General features: G+C 60.4%; 21 protein-coding genes and 1 other RNA gene. 11 read left to right on the top strand and 11 right to left on the bottom strand.

Features of this window, described 5'->3' with window-relative positions; translation table 11 throughout:
• Positions 1 to 81 precede the first annotated feature (81 nt).
• Positions 82 to 552: an Lrp/AsnC family transcriptional regulator gene (locus ACTD9P_RS01895; protein WP_305456475.1), complete on the bottom strand. Its 471-nt coding sequence runs from the start codon at positions 550 to 552 to the stop codon at positions 82 to 84.
• A 127-nt stretch (positions 553 to 679) separates the two neighbouring features.
• Here ACTD9P_RS01895 and ACTD9P_RS01900 point away from each other — a divergent pair, with 127 nt between their 5' ends.
• The 6 genes from ACTD9P_RS01900 (at position 680) to ACTD9P_RS01925 (ending at position 5938) form a co-directional block, all read left to right on the top strand.
• Entirely contained in the window at positions 680 to 1018 is a 339-nt protein-coding gene (locus ACTD9P_RS01900) for an ACT-like domain-containing protein (protein WP_438866462.1), read from the top strand.
• An 82-nt stretch (positions 1019 to 1100) separates the two neighbouring features.
• Positions 1101 to 2795 (top strand): GspE/PulE family protein, encoded by a 1695-nt coding sequence (locus tag ACTD9P_RS01905; protein ID WP_438866463.1) that lies wholly within the window; start codon positions 1101 to 1103, stop codon positions 2793 to 2795.
• A gap of 77 nt (positions 2796 to 2872) precedes the next feature.
• Positions 2873 to 3793, top strand: coding sequence for an SPFH domain-containing protein (locus ACTD9P_RS01910; RefSeq protein ID WP_053258568.1), 921 nt, complete (start codon positions 2873 to 2875; stop codon positions 3791 to 3793).
• A 10-nt stretch (positions 3794 to 3803) separates the two neighbouring features.
• On the top strand, positions 3804 to 4250 hold the full coding sequence (locus ACTD9P_RS01915; RefSeq protein WP_438866464.1) for an NfeD family protein: 447 nt from the start codon (positions 3804 to 3806) through the stop codon (positions 4248 to 4250).
• 69 nt (positions 4251 to 4319) lie between these two features.
• Positions 4320 to 4634 carry a DUF2388 domain-containing protein gene (locus ACTD9P_RS01920; protein WP_043046966.1) on the top strand — a complete coding sequence of 105 codons (315 nt, stop codon included), beginning with the start codon at positions 4320 to 4322 and terminating at the stop codon, positions 4632 to 4634.
• 161 nt (positions 4635 to 4795) lie between these two features.
• Positions 4796 to 5938, top strand: a complete 1143-nt coding sequence (locus tag ACTD9P_RS01925; RefSeq protein ID WP_438866465.1) for a DegT/DnrJ/EryC1/StrS family aminotransferase — start codon at positions 4796 to 4798, stop codon at positions 5936 to 5938.
• A 154-nt stretch (positions 5939 to 6092) separates the two neighbouring features.
• Here the strand turns inward: ACTD9P_RS01925 and gcvH are convergent, their stop codons facing one another.
• The 9 genes from gcvH to ACTD9P_RS01970 form a co-directional block, all read right to left on the bottom strand.
• Positions 6093 to 6476, bottom strand: a complete 384-nt coding sequence (gene gcvH, locus ACTD9P_RS01930) for a glycine cleavage system protein GcvH (protein ID WP_438866466.1) — start codon at positions 6474 to 6476, stop codon at positions 6093 to 6095.
• A gap of 52 nt (positions 6477 to 6528) precedes the next feature.
• Positions 6529 to 7611: a glycine cleavage system aminomethyltransferase GcvT gene (gcvT, locus tag ACTD9P_RS01935; protein WP_438866467.1), complete on the bottom strand. Its 1083-nt coding sequence runs from the start codon at positions 7609 to 7611 to the stop codon at positions 6529 to 6531.
• A gap of 156 nt (positions 7612 to 7767) precedes the next feature.
• A complete protein-coding gene (locus tag ACTD9P_RS01940; protein WP_438866468.1) occupies positions 7768 to 9384 on the bottom strand; it encodes an ABC transporter permease in 1617 nt (538 codons plus the stop codon).
• 182 nt (positions 9385 to 9566) lie between these two features.
• Positions 9567 to 10571, bottom strand: coding sequence for an extracellular solute-binding protein (locus ACTD9P_RS01945; protein ID WP_017135273.1), 1005 nt, complete (start codon positions 10569 to 10571; stop codon positions 9567 to 9569).
• Positions 10572 to 10777: 206 nt separating this feature from the next.
• Positions 10778 to 11995, bottom strand: coding sequence for a 2-octaprenyl-3-methyl-6-methoxy-1,4-benzoquinol hydroxylase (locus tag ACTD9P_RS01950; protein ID WP_438866535.1), 1218 nt, complete (start codon positions 11993 to 11995; stop codon positions 10778 to 10780).
• Between the two features lie 9 nt (positions 11996 to 12004).
• Positions 12005 to 12490 (bottom strand): DUF4442 domain-containing protein, encoded by a 486-nt coding sequence (locus ACTD9P_RS01955; protein ID WP_017135271.1) that lies wholly within the window; start codon positions 12488 to 12490, stop codon positions 12005 to 12007.
• Entirely contained in the window at positions 12483 to 13670 is a 1188-nt protein-coding gene (ubiH, locus tag ACTD9P_RS01960) for a 2-octaprenyl-6-methoxyphenyl hydroxylase (RefSeq protein ID WP_438866469.1), read from the bottom strand. Before ubiH ends, ACTD9P_RS01955 begins: the two co-directional genes overlap by 8 nt.
• Complete coding sequence (gene pepP, locus ACTD9P_RS01965; protein ID WP_138813380.1) at positions 13667 to 14989, bottom strand: Xaa-Pro aminopeptidase; 1323 nt, start codon at positions 14987 to 14989, stop codon at positions 13667 to 13669. The genes ubiH and pepP overlap by 4 nt, the downstream gene beginning before the upstream one ends.
• A gap of 20 nt (positions 14990 to 15009) precedes the next feature.
• Positions 15010 to 15567, bottom strand: a complete 558-nt coding sequence (locus ACTD9P_RS01970; protein WP_438866470.1) for a YecA/YgfB family protein — start codon at positions 15565 to 15567, stop codon at positions 15010 to 15012.
• 138 nt (positions 15568 to 15705) lie between these two features.
• On the opposite strand from ACTD9P_RS01970, the gene ACTD9P_RS01975 reads away from it, so the two are divergent.
• From ACTD9P_RS01975 to ACTD9P_RS01990, 4 genes are all read left to right on the top strand, one after another.
• Entirely contained in the window at positions 15706 to 15915 is a 210-nt protein-coding gene (locus ACTD9P_RS01975) for a TIGR02449 family protein (protein ID WP_003177365.1), read from the top strand.
• Positions 15912 to 16229, top strand: a complete 318-nt coding sequence (locus tag ACTD9P_RS01980) for a cell division protein ZapA (RefSeq protein ID WP_065931843.1) — start codon at positions 15912 to 15914, stop codon at positions 16227 to 16229. The genes ACTD9P_RS01975 and ACTD9P_RS01980 overlap by 4 nt, the downstream gene beginning before the upstream one ends.
• Before the next feature lie 30 nt (positions 16230 to 16259).
• Positions 16260 to 16438, top strand: a non-coding RNA gene (gene ssrS, locus ACTD9P_RS01985) — 6S RNA.
• Positions 16439 to 16496: 58 nt separating this feature from the next.
• A complete protein-coding gene (locus ACTD9P_RS01990) occupies positions 16497 to 17126 on the top strand; it encodes a 5-formyltetrahydrofolate cyclo-ligase (protein WP_438866536.1) in 630 nt (209 codons plus the stop codon).
• 7 nt (positions 17127 to 17133) lie between these two features.
• Here ACTD9P_RS01990 and ACTD9P_RS01995 read toward each other — a convergent pair whose 3' ends face one another.
• Positions 17134 to 17283: a hypothetical protein gene (locus ACTD9P_RS01995; RefSeq protein WP_010207387.1), complete on the bottom strand. Its 150-nt coding sequence runs from the start codon at positions 17281 to 17283 to the stop codon at positions 17134 to 17136.
• Positions 17284 to 17477: 194 nt separating this feature from the next.
• On the opposite strand from ACTD9P_RS01995, the gene ACTD9P_RS02000 reads away from it, so the two are divergent.
• Positions 17478 to 17927, top strand: a complete 450-nt coding sequence (locus ACTD9P_RS02000) for an EVE domain-containing protein (protein ID WP_438866471.1) — start codon at positions 17478 to 17480, stop codon at positions 17925 to 17927.
• Positions 17928 to 17961: the final 34 nt, after the last annotated feature.

Here is a 17961-nt window from a genome sequence, read left to right on the forward strand (position 1 = left end):
CTATCGCAGTTCAGCCCGGCTCCCACAGGGGAATGCATTCCGATGTGGGAGCCGGGCTTGCCCGCGATGAAGCCTGCCCTGTCAGCGCAAGACTGGCAGGCTGGTGGTGGATTTGATCTCCGACAACGCCACGATCGAGTTTACCTCCTGAATCCCCGGCACCATCGACAGTTTCTCGAAGAAAAACCGCTCATACGCCTCAATGTCCGAGGTGACGATGCGCAGCAGAAAATCCACAGCGCCCATCAGCACATAACACTCCAACACTTGCGGAAAGCCGCGAATCGCCTCGGTGAACTCGGTGAAGTTGGAACGGCCGTGTGCATTGAGTTTGACCTCGGCAAAAATCTGCGTGTTGAGGCCAATCTTCTTGCGGTCCAACAGCGTGACCTGGCCGCGAATCACACCTTCCTCCTTGAGCCGCTGGATACGCCGCCAGCACGGCGACTGGGACAGGCCCACCTGTTCGGCGATCTGTGCGCTGGACAGCGATGCATCCTCTTGCAGCAGCGCCAGGATACGGCGGTCGTAGGCGTCCAACTCACTGTGCATAAAAATACCTTTGAATGTGCCAACTACGAATTAATCTATTCGATAAATCGCAAATAGAACCCATCTTAGATAAGAAATCTCCGATGGCGAATGTAAAAATTTCTCCAGTCGAATTTGGAGAGTCAGCATGCACGTCATCGAAACCACCCACACACCCGCACGCGTTGATGCCTGGGCTGTCAACAGCGCCCATTGCCAGGCGCATTATCAGATCGTCGCCGAGGCCGAGCCGGACGTGCTGTGCCGGGTGCTCAACTATTTCGCCTTGCAGTTCCTGACCCCGCAACAGGTCAATGTGAGCCGTGAAGACGACCTGTTGAACATTGATATCGTGATGGACGGTTTAAGCTGGCACCGTGCCCAAGTGATCGGTGAAAAGATTAGAAACCTGATCAGCGTCTGCTCGCTGAACGTGTGGCGGGCCGATTCCCTGCGGCCTGCAGCCGTGACGGCGGCCAGCCTGTAAAAGCCGGCAATACTCACTGGGAGGTGGATATTCAGGGGCAGGCTAGCCTGGGTTTACACCCCAAGCCCGCCAGGAAATACCCATGCCTACCGCCTTGCACACTCACCGATTGGAACTGCATCAGTTGCTGCCGGCGCTGGTCGAGCAAGGGCTGATAAGCGCAGAGGTGGCGCATTCATTAGCGGCGCTGCCCGCCACCCGGCAGCACCCTCTGGAATGCATCGCAGCACAGGGGCTGTGCCTGGAAACTTTGACGCAATGGCTGGCCACGCACGTCGGGCAGCCTTATCTGCGTATCGACCCGCTCAAGATCGACGTGGCCACCGTGGTGCCGCTGATGTCCCATGCCTTTGCGCAACGCCATGGGATCCTGGCGGTGGCCGTTGATGCGCAGACCGTCACCGTCGCCAGCGCCCAGCCCCATGTCCGTGACTGGGAAGCCGGGTTGGCGCAGGTGCTCAAGCGCTCGATCAAGCGCGTGGTCGCCAACCCCAAGGCGATTGAGCGCTGCATTGGCGAGTTCTACCGGTTGGCCAAATCCGTCAGCGGCGCAGATCAAAAGGCGGCGGTGGCAGGCAACGTCGAACTGCTCAGCCTCGGCGCCAGCGATCAGGAGCCGGATGCCAATGACGCGCATATCGTCACCATCGTCGACTGGCTGTTGCAGTACGCCTTTGAGCAGCGGGCCAGTGATATCCATATCGAACCCTGTCGCGACCAGGGCCGCGTGCGTTTTCGTATCGACGGGCTGCTGCACGATGTGTATCAGTTTCCGCCTCAGGTCACGATGGCGGTGGTCAGCCGCCTCAAGAGCCTGGGCCGGATGAATGTGGCAGAAAAGCGCAAACCCCAGGACGGCCGGGTCAAGACCAAAAGCCCGGCGGGCATAGAGGTGGAACTGCGCCTTTCGACCTTGCCGACGGCGTTTGGTGAAAAACTGGTGATGCGGATTTTCGACCCGCAGGTGCTACTGAAAGATTTTGACCAGCTTGGTTTGTCAGATGACGACCAGCAACGTTGGCACGCCATGACCGGCCAGGCCAACGGCATCATCCTGGTCACCGGGCCAACCGGCTCCGGCAAGACCAGCACCCTCTACGCCACGCTCAAGCAACTGGCAACCCGCGAGGTCAACCTGTGTACGGTGGAGGACCCGATCGAAATGATTGAACCTGCCTTCAACCAGATGCAGGTGCAGCACAACATCGACCTGACCTTCGCCAGCGGCGTCCGCGCCCTGCTGCGCCAGGACCCGGACATCATCATGATCGGCGAGATTCGTGACCGGGAAACCGCAGAAATGGCGATCCAGGCCGCATTGACCGGGCACCTCGTACTGTCGACCCTGCATACCAATGATGCACCCAGCGCCATCAGCCGGTTGCAGGAGCTGGGCATTGCTCATTATTTGATCAAAGCTACCCTTATAGGGGTAATGGCGCAGCGTCTGGTGCGGCTTTTATGCCCGCATTGCAAACGCGCGGTGGGCGCGCCGGGCACCGCGCATGAAGCTGTCGGCTGCGCAGAATGCCGTGACAGTGGTTATCGAGGCCGCGCCGGGCTCTACGAAATCATGCCGATGAACGAGGCGCTCAAGGCACTGATCACCCCAGGTGCCGACGTGCAGGCTCTACGTCTGGCCTCAGTGGAGCAAGGCATGCGCAGCCTGCGCATGGCCGGTGTCGACAAAGTGAACGCTGGGCTGACCACCCTGGCAGAGGTGTTACGGGTAACGCCTGGGGATTCAGAAACAAATGATTTGATTGTTGGCCCGTGAAACCGTCCTTATCCGTGACCAGGCCGTTACAATCGGCCACACGTCGCTTCACTGACACCATCAGATAGGGAATCGCTATGCAGATCGGAACCGTACTGCTTCTTTTCGTGGGTTTGGCCGTGGCCATCCTGTTCATGGGCTTTAAAGTGGTGCCCCAGGGCTACCAGTGGACTGTCGAGCGTTTCGGCCGTTACACCAACACCCTCAAGCCTGGCCTGAACATCATTATTCCGATCATGGACCGCATCGGTCGCAAGATGAACGTGATGGAAAGCGTGCTGGATATTCCACCACAAGAAGTGATCACTGCCGACAACGCCACCGTGCAGATCGACGCCGTGTGCTTCTTCCAGGTGGTCAACACCGCCCAGGCCGCCTACGAGGTCAACAACCTCGAGCACGCCATCCGCAACCTGCTGCAAACCAACATCCGCACCGTGCTGGGCTCCATGGAACTGGATGCCATGCTGAGCCAGCGCGACGGCATCAACGAAAAACTGCTGCGTACCGTGGATGAAGCCACAGCGCCGTGGGGCATCAAGATCACCCGCATCGAGATCAAAGACATCAGCCCGCCTGCCGACCTGATGGCCGCCATGTCCGGCCAGATGAAAGCCGAGCGGATCAAGCGCGCGCAAATCCTGGAAGCCGAAGGCCTGCGGGCATCGGCGATCCTGACTGCAGAAGGCAAGAAGCAGGCGCAGATACTTGAGGCCGAGGGCAGTCGCCAGGCGGCTTTCCTGGAGTCCGAAGCCCGTGAGCGTCAGGCCGAGGCCGAAGCCCGCGCCACACAGGTGGTCTCCGAGGCTATCGCGTCGGGCAACGTGCAGGCGGTTAACTACTTCGTCGCGCAAAAATACATCGATGCCTTGGGCAAACTGGCGTCGGCCAACAACAGCAAAGTCATTCTGATGCCGCTGGAAGCCAGCCAGGTGATTGGCGCCGTCGGTGGTATCGGCGAAATCGTCAAGGCAACCTTCGACAACAAGAAAGGCTGAGGCAACTGCCATGTGGGATTTCCTGCAGCATCTGTCGTTCTGGGATTGGCTGGCACTGGGTACGGTGTTACTGATTCTGGAAGTGTTCGGCGCCGGCGGTTACCTGCTGTGGATGGGCATCGCCGCTGCCGCTGTAGGCGTTATCAAGTTTCTGGTGCCGCCGCTCGGGCTGGAATGGCAACTGCTGTTGTTTGCCGTGCTGTCGATTTTGACCGCCGTCTATTGGTGGAAACGCCAGCGCAGCAGCGCCAAGGTCAGTGACCAGCCGGGACTGAACATGCGCGGCTCGGAGCTGCTCGGCCGCACGTTTTTGGTGCATCAGGCCATCGTCGATGGCCGGGGCAAGATAAAAGTCGGTGATGGCGTGTGGATGGCAACTGGCCCGGACAGCCCCGTAGGCGCTCAAGTCCGTGTCATTGGTCAGGACGGCGTGGTTTTACAGGTCGAAACTGTTTAGTCAGTGATGGAACTCGACTGAGCTAACTACAATCAAACTGTTCAGATAACCCAGTCGGAGTCACCCATCATGCGTCTCAAATATGCTGTCGCAACCCTCGCTGTGCTTTCCCTTCCTGTCGGTTCAGCCATGGCCGACAGCTTTTGGCGTAATGTCATTTCATCGGGCGCCACTACCGGCTCGACGTACCTGACCTTCAAGGACCACAAGCTGGTGGTCGCCGCACAGGACGACGCAGGCAGCTTTGTTGCCAGCGACGGCGGCATCCGCGGTCCATACCTGGAAGCCGCCATGCAGAAAGTCCGTGCGGATAACCCAGGCCTCAAGGCCACAGACATGGAATTGGCCAACGCTATCCTCGCGAAAAATGCTGTGACCGAGTAAAGCGCTTATAAAAAATGCCGCTCATTGAGAGCGGCATTTTTTTGCTCGTAACATGACGATTCATTCACCTGTGACAGGCTATATTCAGTCGAACCATGCAACCATGCGGTACTGATACGTTTATTACTCATCGCCTATCTGAAACGGATGCCTTCGTCGTTATGAGCCAACAGCCCTTTCTGCCGTTTTCCAAACCTACCATTGATGAAGCCACCATCTCGGCGGTCGGCGATGTACTGCGCTCGGGGTGGATCACCAGCGGGCCAAAAGTGCAGGCGTTCGAAGCACAGCTGTCGGAATACTTTGGCGGCCGCCCGGTGCGGACGTTCAACTCCGGCACCTGCACCATGGAAATTGCCCTGCGCATCGCCGGGATTGGCCCAGGGGATGAAGTCATCACCACGCCGATCTCCTGGGTCGCCACTGCCAACGTGATTCTGGAAGTCGGCGCCACACCGGTATTTGCCGATATCGACCCGGTAACCCGCAATATCGACCTGGCCCAGGTAGAAGCCGCAATCACCCCACGTACAAAGGCGATCATCCCGGTGTACCTGGCGGGCCTGCCCCTGGACATGCCGATGCTGTATGCGCTGGCCAACAAGTACAACCTGCGTATCGTCGAAGACGCCGCCCAGGCACTGGGCTCCAGCTGGGATGGCGAACGTATCGGTGCAACCGGCGACTTCGTTTCCTTCAGCTTCCAGGCCAACAAGAACATCACCTCTTCCGAGGGCGGTTGCCTTGTGTTGAACAATGCCGAAGAAGCCCGACTGGCCGAGAAATATCGCCTGCAGGGCGTTACCCGCACGGGTTTCGACGGCCTGGACGTGGATGTGTTGGGCGGCAAGTTCAACATGACCGACATCGCCGCAGCCATCGGCCTGGGCCAGTTCGCTCATATCGAGAAGATCACCGCCCACCGCCAGAACCTGGCGCGCCACTACTTCAAATGCTTCGGCAGTGATTTCGAAGCGCAGTACGGTGCACAACTGCCGCCGGCAGACTTCGAAAACAGCAACTGGCACCTGTTCCAGCTGGTGTTGCCGGAGCGTCAGGATGGCAAGCCGGCACGTGCTACCTTCATGGAGCAGATGCAGGCGCATGGCGTCGGTATTGGCTATCACTACCCGCCAATTCACCTGCTGAGCCTGTATCGGGCACAGGGTTTCAAGGAAGGCATGTTCCCGGTGTCGGAGCGTGTTGGGCGTTTGATCGTGTCGTTGCCGATGTTCACAGCGATGACAGAGGCGGACGTGGAGAGGTCGGTTGCGGCGGTTAAAGCCGTATTGAAAGCGGTTTAAACAAAAAACGCTGACTTGCCAAAATCAACTGTCGGAGCAGGCCTGCTGTGGCGAGCAAGCTTGCTTGCGCTGGGGTGCGAAGCGCCCCCAAAAGCCGGCTCCAGGGAGCAAGCTCCCTCGCCACAGCAAGCCTGCTCCCACATGGGTACTGGGTTTACTCGCCGATGGCAGCTTTGTAGCCCGCAGCATCCAGCAGCTTTTCCAGATCAGCCGGGTTGCTTGGCTTGAGCTTGAAGATCCAGGCACCGTAAGGGTCGGTGTTCAACAGCTCAGGGCTGCCACTCAGTTCCTCGTTGACGGCAATCACTTCGCCAGCAATCGGGGCGTAGATATCCGAAGCAGCCTTCACTGACTCAACCACGCCAGCCTGGCCTTCAGCTTCAAACTGGGCGCCAACTTCCGTCAGCTCAACAAACACCACATCACCCAACGCTTCCTGTGCATGGTCGGAAATCCCGACGGTCACAGTGCCGTCAGCTTCCAGACGGGCCCATTCGTGACTTTCGGCAAAACGCAGGTCAGCTGGGATATCGCTCATAGTCTGTGTCCTCAAGAAGAAATGTCAGCGGCCTTTGGCCTGCCGGAAATAGTTAGATCAAGGTTTTGCCATGGCGTACGAAGGTCGGTTTGACCACTCGAACCGGGTACCACTTGCCGCGGATTTCCACTTCGGCCCGATCGGCGGTGGCCGTCGGTACGCGCGCCAGGGCAATGGATTTGCTCAGCGTAGGAGAGAAACTACCACTGGTGATCTCCCCTTCGCCAACATTGGCGATACGAACCACTTGGTGAGCGCGCAAAACCCCACGCTCCTCCAGTACCAGCCCGACCAATTTGTACTGCACACCCGACGCCAACTCTGCTTGCAGCGCGCTGCGGCCAATGAAGTTGCGACCGGCAGGTTCCCAGGCAATGCTCCAGGCCATGTTCGCCGCCAGGGGCGAAACATCCTGGTGGATATCCTGACCATACAGGTTCATGCCGGCTTCCAGGCGCAGGGTATCGCGCGCGCCAAGGCCAATGGGTGAAATACCCGCGCCGACCAGGTCGTTGAAAAACCCCGGCGCCTGATCGGCAGGCAGGACAATTTCCAGGCCGTCTTCACCGGTATAGCCGGTACGGGCGATAAACCAGTCGCCGTCGGCCTGGCCTTCAAACGGCTTGAGCTGATGAATCAGGGTGCCGCGCGACTGGGTGACCAGTTCGGCGATTTTCTGCCGGGCGTGGGGCCCCTGAATAGCGAGCATGGCCAACTCGGGCCGCTCCTGCAGTTGCACCGAATAGTTGCCCAGTTGCGCCTGCATCCAGGCCATGTCCTGGTCGCGGGTGGCCGCGTTGACGACCAAGCGGTAACCGGCTTCGGTGCGGTAGACGATCATGTCGTCCACCACGCCGCCCTGCTCGTTGAGCATGGCGCTGTAGAGCGCACGGCCGCAGCCATGCAAACGGTCGACATCATTGGCCAGCAAGTGCTGGAGCCATTCCTTGGCCTGGGGGCCGGTGACATCGATCACGGTCATATGAGATACATCAAACACCCCGCAGTCGCGTCGCACCTGATGGTGTTCTTCAACTTGCGAGCCGTAGTGCAGAGGCATATCCCAACCGCCAAAATCGACCATTTTCGCGCCGAGGGCGAGATGCAGGTCATACAGAGGCGTACGCTGTCCCATGGGTTTCTCCTTCCGGGCTTGGCGAAGGTGCGCGGAGCTGCTGTTTGCGCTGAACACCTTGAATTACAAGGCCTGCAGCCACGCCCAGCGACTCGCTCCGAAAGACGAAGCGCACCGAATGCCGCGCATTGTAGCCGCAAGCCGTAGGACTGGCACCTAACCGATTTGCCTCGCAGAGCGTCGGATTAGGCCGATGACCGGCAGCAGCCCCACCAGCACAAGGGTCAGCGCCGGCAACGAGGCTCGCGCCCATTCTCCTTCACTGGTCATTTCAAAGATGCGAACTGCCAGGGTGTCCCAGCCAAATGGGCGCATCAGCAAGGTTGCGGGCATTTCCTTGAGCACATCGACGAACACCAGCAACGCTGCGCTCAACGTGCCCGGCAGCAGTAACGGCAGATACACTTTGCAAAACAGTCGTGGCCCGCTTACCCCGAGACTGCGTGCCGCTTCCGGCAGCGACGGGCGGATTCGCGCCAGGCTGTTTTCCAACGGCCCGTAGGCCACCGCCAGAAAGCGCACCAGATAGGCCAGCACCAGTGCCGACAGACTGCCGAGCAACAAGGGTTTGCCCGCGCCACCAAGCCAACCCGACAGCGGCACCACCAACTCTCGGTCCAGGTAGCTGAAGGCCAACATGATCGATACGGCCAATACCGAGCCCGGCAAGGCATAGCCGACGTTAGCCAGGCTGATACCGGAGCGAATCGCCCGGGTCGGCGCCAGCCGATTGGCAAAGGCGAGTATCAGCGCCACGCTGACCGTGATCAGCGCGGCAATGCCGCCCAGGTAAAGGGTGTGGACGATCAGGCCGGTGTAGCGCTCATCCAGATCGAAGCGGCCGCGCTGCCAGAACCACGCGACCAGTTGCAGCATGGGGATAACAAAGGCGCAGGCGAACACCAACCCGCACCACGTGCTGGCCGCTGCCGCCTTGAACCCACGCAGGTGATACAACGCCTGGCCCCGTGGCCGCTCGTTGCTTGGGCGGCTGGCACCGCGGGCACGCCGTTCGCCGTACAGCACCAGCATCACTACCAGCAGCAACAGGCTGGCCAGTTGGGCAGCGCTTGAAAGGCTGAAAAAGCCGTACCAGGTCTTGTAGATGGCGGTGGTGAAGGTGTCGAAGTTGAACACCGAAACCGCGCCGAAATCCGCCAGGGTTTCCATCAAGGCCAGGGCCACGCCGGCACCAATCGCCGGCCGCGCCATGGGCAGCGCGACGCGCCAGAACGCTTGCCAGGGCGATTGCCCGAGCACGCGCGCCGCTTCCATCAGGCCTTTACCCTGGGCCAGAAACGCCGTGCGCGCCAGCAGGTAGACGTAGGGGTAGAACACCAGCACCAATACGATAATCACGCCGCTGGTGGAGCGCACGCGCGGCAGCCGCAGACCAGTACCGAACCCTTCGCGCAGCAGGGTTTGCACCGGGCCGGCGAAATCCAGCAAACCGACAAACACAAAGGCCAGTACGTAGGCGGGAATGGCAAAAGGCAGCATCAAGGCCCAATCGAGCCAGCGCCGTCCAGGAAACTCGCAAAGGCTGGTCAGCCAGGCCAGGCTTACGCCCAGCAGCGTCACCCCCACACCCACGCCCAGCACCAGGGTGAGGGTATTGCCCAGCAGGCGTGGCATCTGGGTGTCCCACAGATGCGACCAGATTTGCGCATCGATGCTTTGCCAGGACAGCAACAGCACGCTCAGCGGCAGCAGCACCAGGGCGGCGACGCTGAAGACCGGCAGGTACCAGCGGCGTTGGGCGGGGTGGGCCAAGGAAAGGACTCTCAGAGTGTCGGTTGTCTTGAACGCGCCACCAACCAATGTGGGAGCGGCGGTGCGACGATTCGACTTGCTCGCGAAGGCGGTGTATCAGTCACATGTGTATCGACTGACGGGACGCTTTCGCGAGCAAGCCCGCTCCCACATTTAGTTCGGCGCTTGCCTGCAAATTGTAGTCAGTTCCAGCCGGCGCGATCCATCAGGCGGATAGCCTCAGCCTGACGCTTGCCGGCCACTTCCACCGGCAAGGTATCGGCCACGAACTTGCCCCAGGTCGCCACTTCCGCCGATGGCGGCACCGCCGGGTTGGCCGGGAATTCCTGATTCACGTCGGCGAAGATCTGTTGCGCTTCAGGCGTGGTCATCCACTCAACCAATGCCTTGGCCGCTTCCGGGTGCGGTGCGTGCTTGGTCAGGCCAATGCCCGACAGGTTCACGTGCACACCGCGGTCGCCCTGGTTCGGCCAGAACAGTTTTACCGCCAAATCCGGCTTTTGCTTGTGCAGGCGGCCGTAGTAGTAGGTATTGACGATGCCCACGTCGCATTGCCCGGCGTTGATCGCCTCCAGCACGGCGATGTCGTCGGAGAACACGTCGGTAGACAGGTTGTTGACCCAGCCTTTGACGATTTCTTCGGTCTTGGCCGCGCCATGGGTTTCGATCAGGGTGGCGGTCAGCGACTGGTTGTAGACCTTTTTCGCCGTGCGCAGGCACAGGCGGCCTTCCCATTGTTTGTCGGCCAGGGCTTCGTAAGTGGTCAGGTCACCGGGTTTTACCCGGTCGGTGGAATAGGCGATGGTCCGCGCGCGCAGGCTCAAGCCGGTCCAGGCGTGGTTTGAGGAGCGGTATTGCAGCGGAATATTCTTGTCGATCACCGCTGAGGTGAACGGCTGCAGGATGCCCATTTGCTCAGCCTGCCAAAGGTTGCCGGCGTCGACGGTGAGCAACAGGTCGGCCGTGGCGTTTTCGCCTTCGGCCTTGATGCGCTGCATCAGCGGGGCTTCCTTGTCGGTGATGAACTTCACCTGCACGCCGGTCTTTTTGGTGTAGGCATCGAACACCGGCTTGATCAGTTCGTCGATGCGCGAGGAGTAGACCACGACTTCGTCGGCTGCCTGCACGGTGGTGCTGCCGATAAGGGTGAGTGCCAGGGCAGTCAGGAGGCGCTTGGGTGCCAACATGGGTGCGGTCTCTCATTTGCAAAAAGAGGGCAAATGATAAGGACTCACATTTGGTAGCGCTTGGTGGAGGCGTTACGAGATGTTGCACAGCGCTTTCCCTTGTGGGAGCGGGCTTGCTCGCGAAGGCGTCGTGTCAGTCGATACATGTGTAACTGATACACCGCTTTCGCGAGCAAGCCCGCTCCCACAGGGGGACGCATTGCAATTCAGGGTTTGGCCAGTTCCGGGAGGTCGCCGGTCAGGCCCAAGGCCTGGCGGACGAAGACGGCCTTGGCTTCGGGCATCTGGTCGACGATTTTAAGCCCGGCGTTGCGCAACCAGCGCAATGGCAACTGGTCGGCCTGGAACAGGCGTTCAAAGCCTTCCATGGCCGCCATCAGCGCCAGGTTATGCGGCATGCGCCGACGTTCGTAGCGGCTCAACACCTTCACATCGGCCAGACGCTCACCGCGTTCGGTTGCCGCCAGCAGCACTTCAGCCAGCACGGCTGCATCGAGGAAACCCAGGTTCACGCCCTGCCCCGCCAATGGGTGGATCACGTGGGCGGCGTCGCCAATCAGCGCCAGGCCTTCGGCCACATAGCGTTTGGCGTGGCGTTGGCGCAATGGCACGCACACACGTGGATCGGCGCTGAGCACCCTGCCGAGCCGCCCTTCAAAGGCGCGCTCCAGCTCACGGCAGAAGTTTTCGTCGTCCAGCGCCATCAGGCGTTCGGATTCGGCCGGGGTGGTCGACCAGACGATCGAACACCAGTCTTCCTGCCCATCGCGCACCAGTGGCAGAAACGCCAGCGGGCCAGTGTCGGTGAAACGCTGCCACGCCGTGCGCTGGTGGGGCTGGCTACTGCGAACGCTGGTGACAATGGCGTTATGCAAGTAATCCCACTCGCGGGTCGCAGTGCCGGTCAGGCGGCGTACGGCGGAGTTGGCGCCATCGGCGGCGACCACCAGCGGCGCACGCAATTTACGCCCGTCCGCCAGGGTCAGCAGCCAGTCATCACCGGAGCGGCGCATCTGTTCCAGGCGGGCGTTGGCCAGCAGGCCCAGGTCGCAATCATGCAGGCGGTCGAGCAGCGCGTCTTGAACCACACGGTTCTCGACGATATGCCCGAGCACTTCAGCGTGCACACTGGCCGCCGAGAAGTGGATCTGCCCGGTGCCGCTGCCGTCCCACACTTGCATCTCGCCATAGGGGCTGGCGCGCCGCGACACAATGCCGTCCCACACGCCCAGGCGCTCGAGGATGCGCTGGCTGGCGGCCGACAAGGCACTCACCCGTGGCTCGAAGGCCGCCTGACGGTCGAACGGCTTGACGCTCAGCGGGCTGCCGTCGAGCAGCAGCACCTGCAGGCCACTGCCCTGCAACGCCAGCGCCAGGGCGCTTCCGACCATTCCGGCCCCGACAATCAGCACATCTGCGCGCATGTCCATGCTTTAAGCCTGCTTTGCTGGCGGCTTGCGCCGCACGTAAAGGGTTTTGTCGACCCGCGCCACCAGGGTGCCGGAGCCGTCATGAATCTCGACCTTGAGGTGAGGCAAGTATTTCTCGCCACCTTCGGTCTGCCGGCGAATTTCGTCCAGCAAGGCGTCGTCGATGGAAAATTCGGCGTACACCGGGCCTTTGCCCGGCGACACGAAGTCAATGCTCGCGGCCTTGTCCCACACGATGTAGTCGCGGCCCAGGTTCTCCATCAACAGCAACATGTAGAACGGGTCGACCATCGAGTACAGGCTGCCGCCGAACTGCGTACCAACGTAGTTGCGGTTGTACCAACCCAGGCCCATGCGCACTTTGACATGACGAAAGTCAGCGCTCATGTGCTGCACGCTTATCCCCGCCCCAAGATAGGGCGGATAAAGGGTCATGACCCAACGCAACAGCCGCGCTTTCCCCAAACGTTGGATCAACCACTTACGCATCGGGGCGCGTACCCAGGCCCATGGCCTGACGGGCGAACCAGCGTTTGGCCGGCGGTAGCAGGTCCAGGCCGAGCAGGCCCATGTTGCGGCCCAAAGCCACTAATGGCTGGGCACTGCCAAACAGGCGCGTGACTTGATCGGAGAAACCCACCGTGAGCTTCTGGTCCAGATGCTGGCATTCGCGGTAGCGCTGCAAGGTCGCCAAGTCGCCCGGCACCGCAGGCCCGGCCAGCAAGGCTTCGGCCAAGGCATTGGCATCGCGCAAGGACAGGTTGAAACCCTGCCCGGCAATCGGGTGCAGGCTGTGGGCGGCATTGCCGAGGATCGCCAGGTGCGAGCGCACTTGTTCTTCGGCTTCCACCAGCGTCAGCGGGTACAGGTGCCGTGCGCCGACTTGCTTGAGGGTGCCCAGGCGATAGCCGAACACGCCCTGCAGCTCGCTCAAGAAACTGCGCTCATCGAGGTTGGCCAGGCGCTGGGCGTCCATGCCGATGCGTGTCCACACCAGCGCGCAGCGGTTGTCCGGCAACGGCAACAGGGCCATCGGGCCTTCATCGGTGAAGCGCTCGAAGGCCTCGCCGTTATGGGCTTCGCTTGGAGTGATGTTGGCGATCAGCGCGCTCTGGTTGTAAGGGCGGGTTTTGACGCCAATACCCAGTTGCTCACGCAAACCGGAGCGGCCGCCATCGGCCAATACTGCAAGGTCGCATTCCAGCACGGTTTCATCGTTGAGGGTCAGGCGATAGCCGTCGGGCAGCGGCTCCATGCGCGTGACTTCCGCCGGGCAGCGCCAGCTCACCACCTCTTTGTCCAGGCCTTGCCACAGGCACTGGCCGAGCCAGGCGTTTTCCACCACATAGCCGAGGGCCGGCACGCCCTCCTCCAGAGCGGACAAGCGCGCAGTGGAGAAACGCCCACGGTCTGACACGTGAATCTGCTTGATCGGCTCGGCGCGGCGGGAGATGTCCTGCCACACACCCAGGCGCTGATAGATCTGACGCGCTCCGTAGGAGAGTGCCGAAGAACGCGCATCGTAGCTCGGCTGGTAAGTGTCACCCGGCGCGAACGGTTCGATCAGCACGATCTTCCAACCCCGTGCCTTGGCACCGGCCTGTAATGCCAACGCCAGGCTGGCGCCGACCAGGCCGCCGCCGATAATCGCCAGGTTGACCCGGCTCATCGGGCTGCCGCCATCAGCGCTTCGATCTCGGCGACGGTTTTGGGGACGCCGCCGGTCAGAATCTCACAGCCTTGCTTGGTCACTATCACGTCGTCCTCGATGCGTACGCCAATGCCACGCCATTTCTTTGCCACATTCTGGTTGTCCGGCGAGATATAAATGCCCGGCTCCACGGTCAACGCCATGCCCACTTCCAGCACACGCCATTCACCGCCCACTTTGTATTCGCCCACATCATGCACATCCATGCCCAGCCAGTGGCCGGCGCGGTGCATATAAAAGGCGCGGTAGGCTTCGCTGGCGATTAATTCGTCGACGTCGCCCTGCAACAAGCCCAACTTCACCAGCCCGGCGGTGATGACCTGCACGGTCGCCTCATGGGCCTGGTTCCAGTGTTTGTTCGGCGCGATCTCGGCAAAAGCGGCTTCCTGGGAGGCCAGCACAATCTCGTAGATCGCCTTTTGTTCGGGTGAAAATTTGCCGCTGACCGGCCAGGTACGCGTGATGTCGCTGGCGTAGCAGTCGATCTCGCAACCGGCGTCGATCAACACCAGGTCACCGTCCTTGAGCAGCGCGTCATTCTGCTGGTAATGCAGAATGCAGCTGTTACGCCCGGCGGCGACGATGGAGCCATAGGCCGGCATTTTCGCGCCGCCTTTGCGGAACTCGTAATCCAGTTCGGCCTCCAGGCTGAACTCATACAGCCCGGCGCGACTGGCCTGCATCGCCTTGACGTGGGCCGCGCAGGAAATTCGCGCGGCCTCGCGCATCACCTTCACTTCTGCCGCCGATTTATACAGGCGCATGTCGTGGAGCAGATGATCCAGGGCAACAAATTCGTTCGGCGGCTGGGCGCCCAAGTGCGCTTTGGAGCGGATCACGTTGATCCATTCCATCACATGCCGATCGAATTCGGCGTTGCTGCCCATGGCCGAATACACCCGGTCGCGGCCTTCGATCAGGCCGGGCAAGATGTCGTCGATATCGGTGATGGGGAACGCATCGTCAGCGCCAAAGTCGCGAATTGCGCCTTCGGTGCCGGCGCGCAGGCCGTCCCACAGTTCGCGTTCGGCGTTGCGCTCGCGGCAGAACAACACGTACTCGCCATGCTGACGACCGGGCATCAGCACGATCACAGCTTCGGGTTCAGGGAAGCCGCTCAGGTACTGGAAGTCGCTGTCCTGACGGTAGACATGCTCGACATCACGGTTGCGGATGGCCACGGCGGCGGCCGGCAGGATCGCGATGCTGTTGGGTTCCATCTGCGCCATGAGCGCCTTGCGGCGGCGGGTGTATTCCGCTTTCGGGATATGGATCATGGGCAGATGGACTTCCTTGCTTAGTGCAGCGACGGCTTGGGTGCGGCGGGCTCAGCGGATTTTTTGGTCTCGGTGAACAGCAGCAGCGGCGCGACGCGCAGGTATTCCATCACTTCCATATAGTCACCTTCGCCGTCCTCGGACTCTTCCAGGGCATCTTGCACCTGGGAGATGGCAGCCAGGTCTTGCAACACTTCTTTGGCGTCGGTGCTCAGCTCCAGGCCGCCGGCGTTCACGCCAAAGCCGTGCAGGAAGCCTTGGCACCATTGGCCCAATGCGGCGGCGCGATCGGTGAGCGGCGCATCGTCGGTCGGCAGCAGCAGGACCACGGTGACGTCATCACCGGTCAGCTCGCCCTTGACCATCTCTTGCAGGCCGATCAGCGCGTTACGCACGTTCTCGGTAGGTTCGGTTTCCAGCAGCTCGGCCACATCGGCCAGCCAGTTGTCGGCATCAAAGCCAACGCCCGTGCAGCTGCGGCCCAACAGCACGCCGTGCAGTTCGGCAGGCGAGCAAGGATGACCGCTGGAGCTCAGCAGTTTGGAAAAAGCGTCGTACGGGGAGTTCTGAATAGGCATGGTGAGCTAGGCGCCAGACGGCGCAATGTCTAGAATGAAGCGCTGTATCCTAGCACCGGCAGACGTACCAAGACTATCGAGGGCGTCAGATCGTTTATCCTGAAGTTGCCATTCATCAGACAAATCCAGTGGAACCCAATGGAAGACACCGACCTGCAAGCGCTGATGGCCAGACTCGAACTGCTAATTGATCGGGTCGAGCAACTTAAGAGTCAAAACGGACTCCTATTAGCTCAGGAAAAGACCTGGCGCGAGGAACGCGCTCACCTCATTGAAAAAAACGAAATCGCCCGGCGTAAGGTCGAATCGATGATTTCGCGCCTGAAGGCCCTGGAGCAAGACTCATGAGTTCAAGCAATAGCGTTACCGTGCAGATCCTCGACAAAGAATATTCGATCATCTGCCCTCAGGAAGAACGCAGCAATCTGGTGAGTGCTGCCCGCTATCTGGATGGCAAGATGCGTGAAATCCGCAGCAGCGGCAAAGTCATCGGCGCCGACCGTATCGCCGTGATGGCCGCACTGAATATTACCCACGATCTGCTGCATAAGCAGGAACGGCCTGACGTGCAGGCCAGCGGTTCGACACGTGAGCAGGTGCGCGACCTGCTCGAACGCGTGGATCTGGCACTTTCTACCGATCCAGAGCCACCCAAGGGCTGATTGACGCCTCTGTTTAAGGTATACTCGCCCCACTCCCTGGCGTGTTTGCCAGTCGGCGATGTCCCTGAGCCGATTCGCACTACCCTGGAAGTTGCACGTTGGGCTGGTGTGCATGTCCGCTAGACGGAAAGCCTTAAAGCCTACTGCATCTTCCACCTTGAACTTTCGGGTTCAAGGGCTAAGTCGACAGCGGCTCTGTCGGGGAGCCTGAATTCCCAAACTCAATGCCAGTCTTAGGACTGGCATTGTTTTATGAGCCGAACAACCATGACCGAACCTGCGCCGCTTTCCCGTCCGCAACTTCGACGCATGTTGCGCAAAGCCCGCCGCGCCCTTACGCCGAGCGAGCAGCGCAAGGCCGCCCATGGCCTGTATCGGCAACTGGCACAGCATCCGCTGTTTCGCCGGGCCAAACATATTTCCTTATATCTACCCACGGACGGTGAAATCGATCCGCGCTTGCTGCTACGCGCTGCCCAGCGGCGGGGTAAGGCCACTTATCTGCCGGTGCTGAGTGCCTGGCCGCGCACCAAGATGGTGTTCCAGCGCGTGCGGCCTGGGGATAAGTTATTGCCCAACCGCTTTCGCATTCTTGAGCCGCACGTAAATGCCAACCGCCAACGCAACGTCTGGGCGCTGGACCTGGTGCTGTTGCCACTGGTGGGTTTCGATGATGTGGGTGGGCGACTGGGCATGGGCGGTGGGTTTTATGACCGTAGCCTGGCCTACCTGGCTCGGCGCAAGAACTGGCGCAAGCCGACGCTATTGGGCTTGGCCCATGAATGCCAGAAGGTCGAACGTTTGGCGCAGGCGAGCTGGGATGTGCCATTAGCTGGCACCGTCACCGATAAAAAATGGTATGTCGCTGAAACGTCGCTGGAACCAGCGACGCATTGAAAAAGTGTTAACGCTTGAACGGTTGAGGCTGCTGCTGAGCCAGTTCAACAGGTGCATCAGTCTTGTTCGACCACAAGCTCTGGGCATACCCGGTGGTCACGACGCCCAGACCAAACAAAATAACCAAAATCCATAGTAAATCCGGTTTACGTTGCATCGATTGCCCCCCTTCAGGCACCTCGTACACGATGACAACAACGTTCCAAAGTAGTCCGTTGCAGCTGCGTCAAGCTTAAAAGCGGGCATTCTGCGGTAACGTGAACCAACACGCAAACCTTGACGCCAACCGACTGTCGGTTTGTCATGGAATTGCCTGACAACTTGCCCAATGCCCTTTTCAGGAGCCCCCAAATGGCCTACTGGCTGATGAAATCCGAGCCCGATGAACTCTCAATCAAAGGCCTGGAAAAGCTCGGTGAAGCGCGCTGGGACGGCGTGCGCAATTACCAGGCGCGCAACTTTCTGCGAGCCATGGCGGTTGGCGATGAGTTTTTCTTTTATCACTCAAGCTGCCCTGAGCCGGGCATTGCCGGGATCGGCAAAATTGTCGAGGCGGCTTATCCGGACCCGACCGCGCTGGAACCCGAAAGCCATTATTTCGATGCCAAAGCCACACCGGAGAAAAACCCGTGGACGGCAATCAACGTGGCCCACGTCGAGACATTTCCAAAGGTGCTGGGCCTTGGCTACCTCAAACAACAAACTGCCCTCGCCGAATTGCCGCTGGTGCAAAAAGGCAGTCGATTGTCGGTGATGCCGGTGACGGCCGAACAATGGGCGGCGGTACTCGCCCTGCGCTGAACAGGCAGAACCCTGCGGTCACACCTGTGATGCA

The sequence above is a fragment of the Pseudomonas onubensis genome, from assembly GCF_965653655.1.
Lineage (GTDB): Bacteria > Pseudomonadota > Gammaproteobacteria > Pseudomonadales > Pseudomonadaceae > Aquipseudomonas.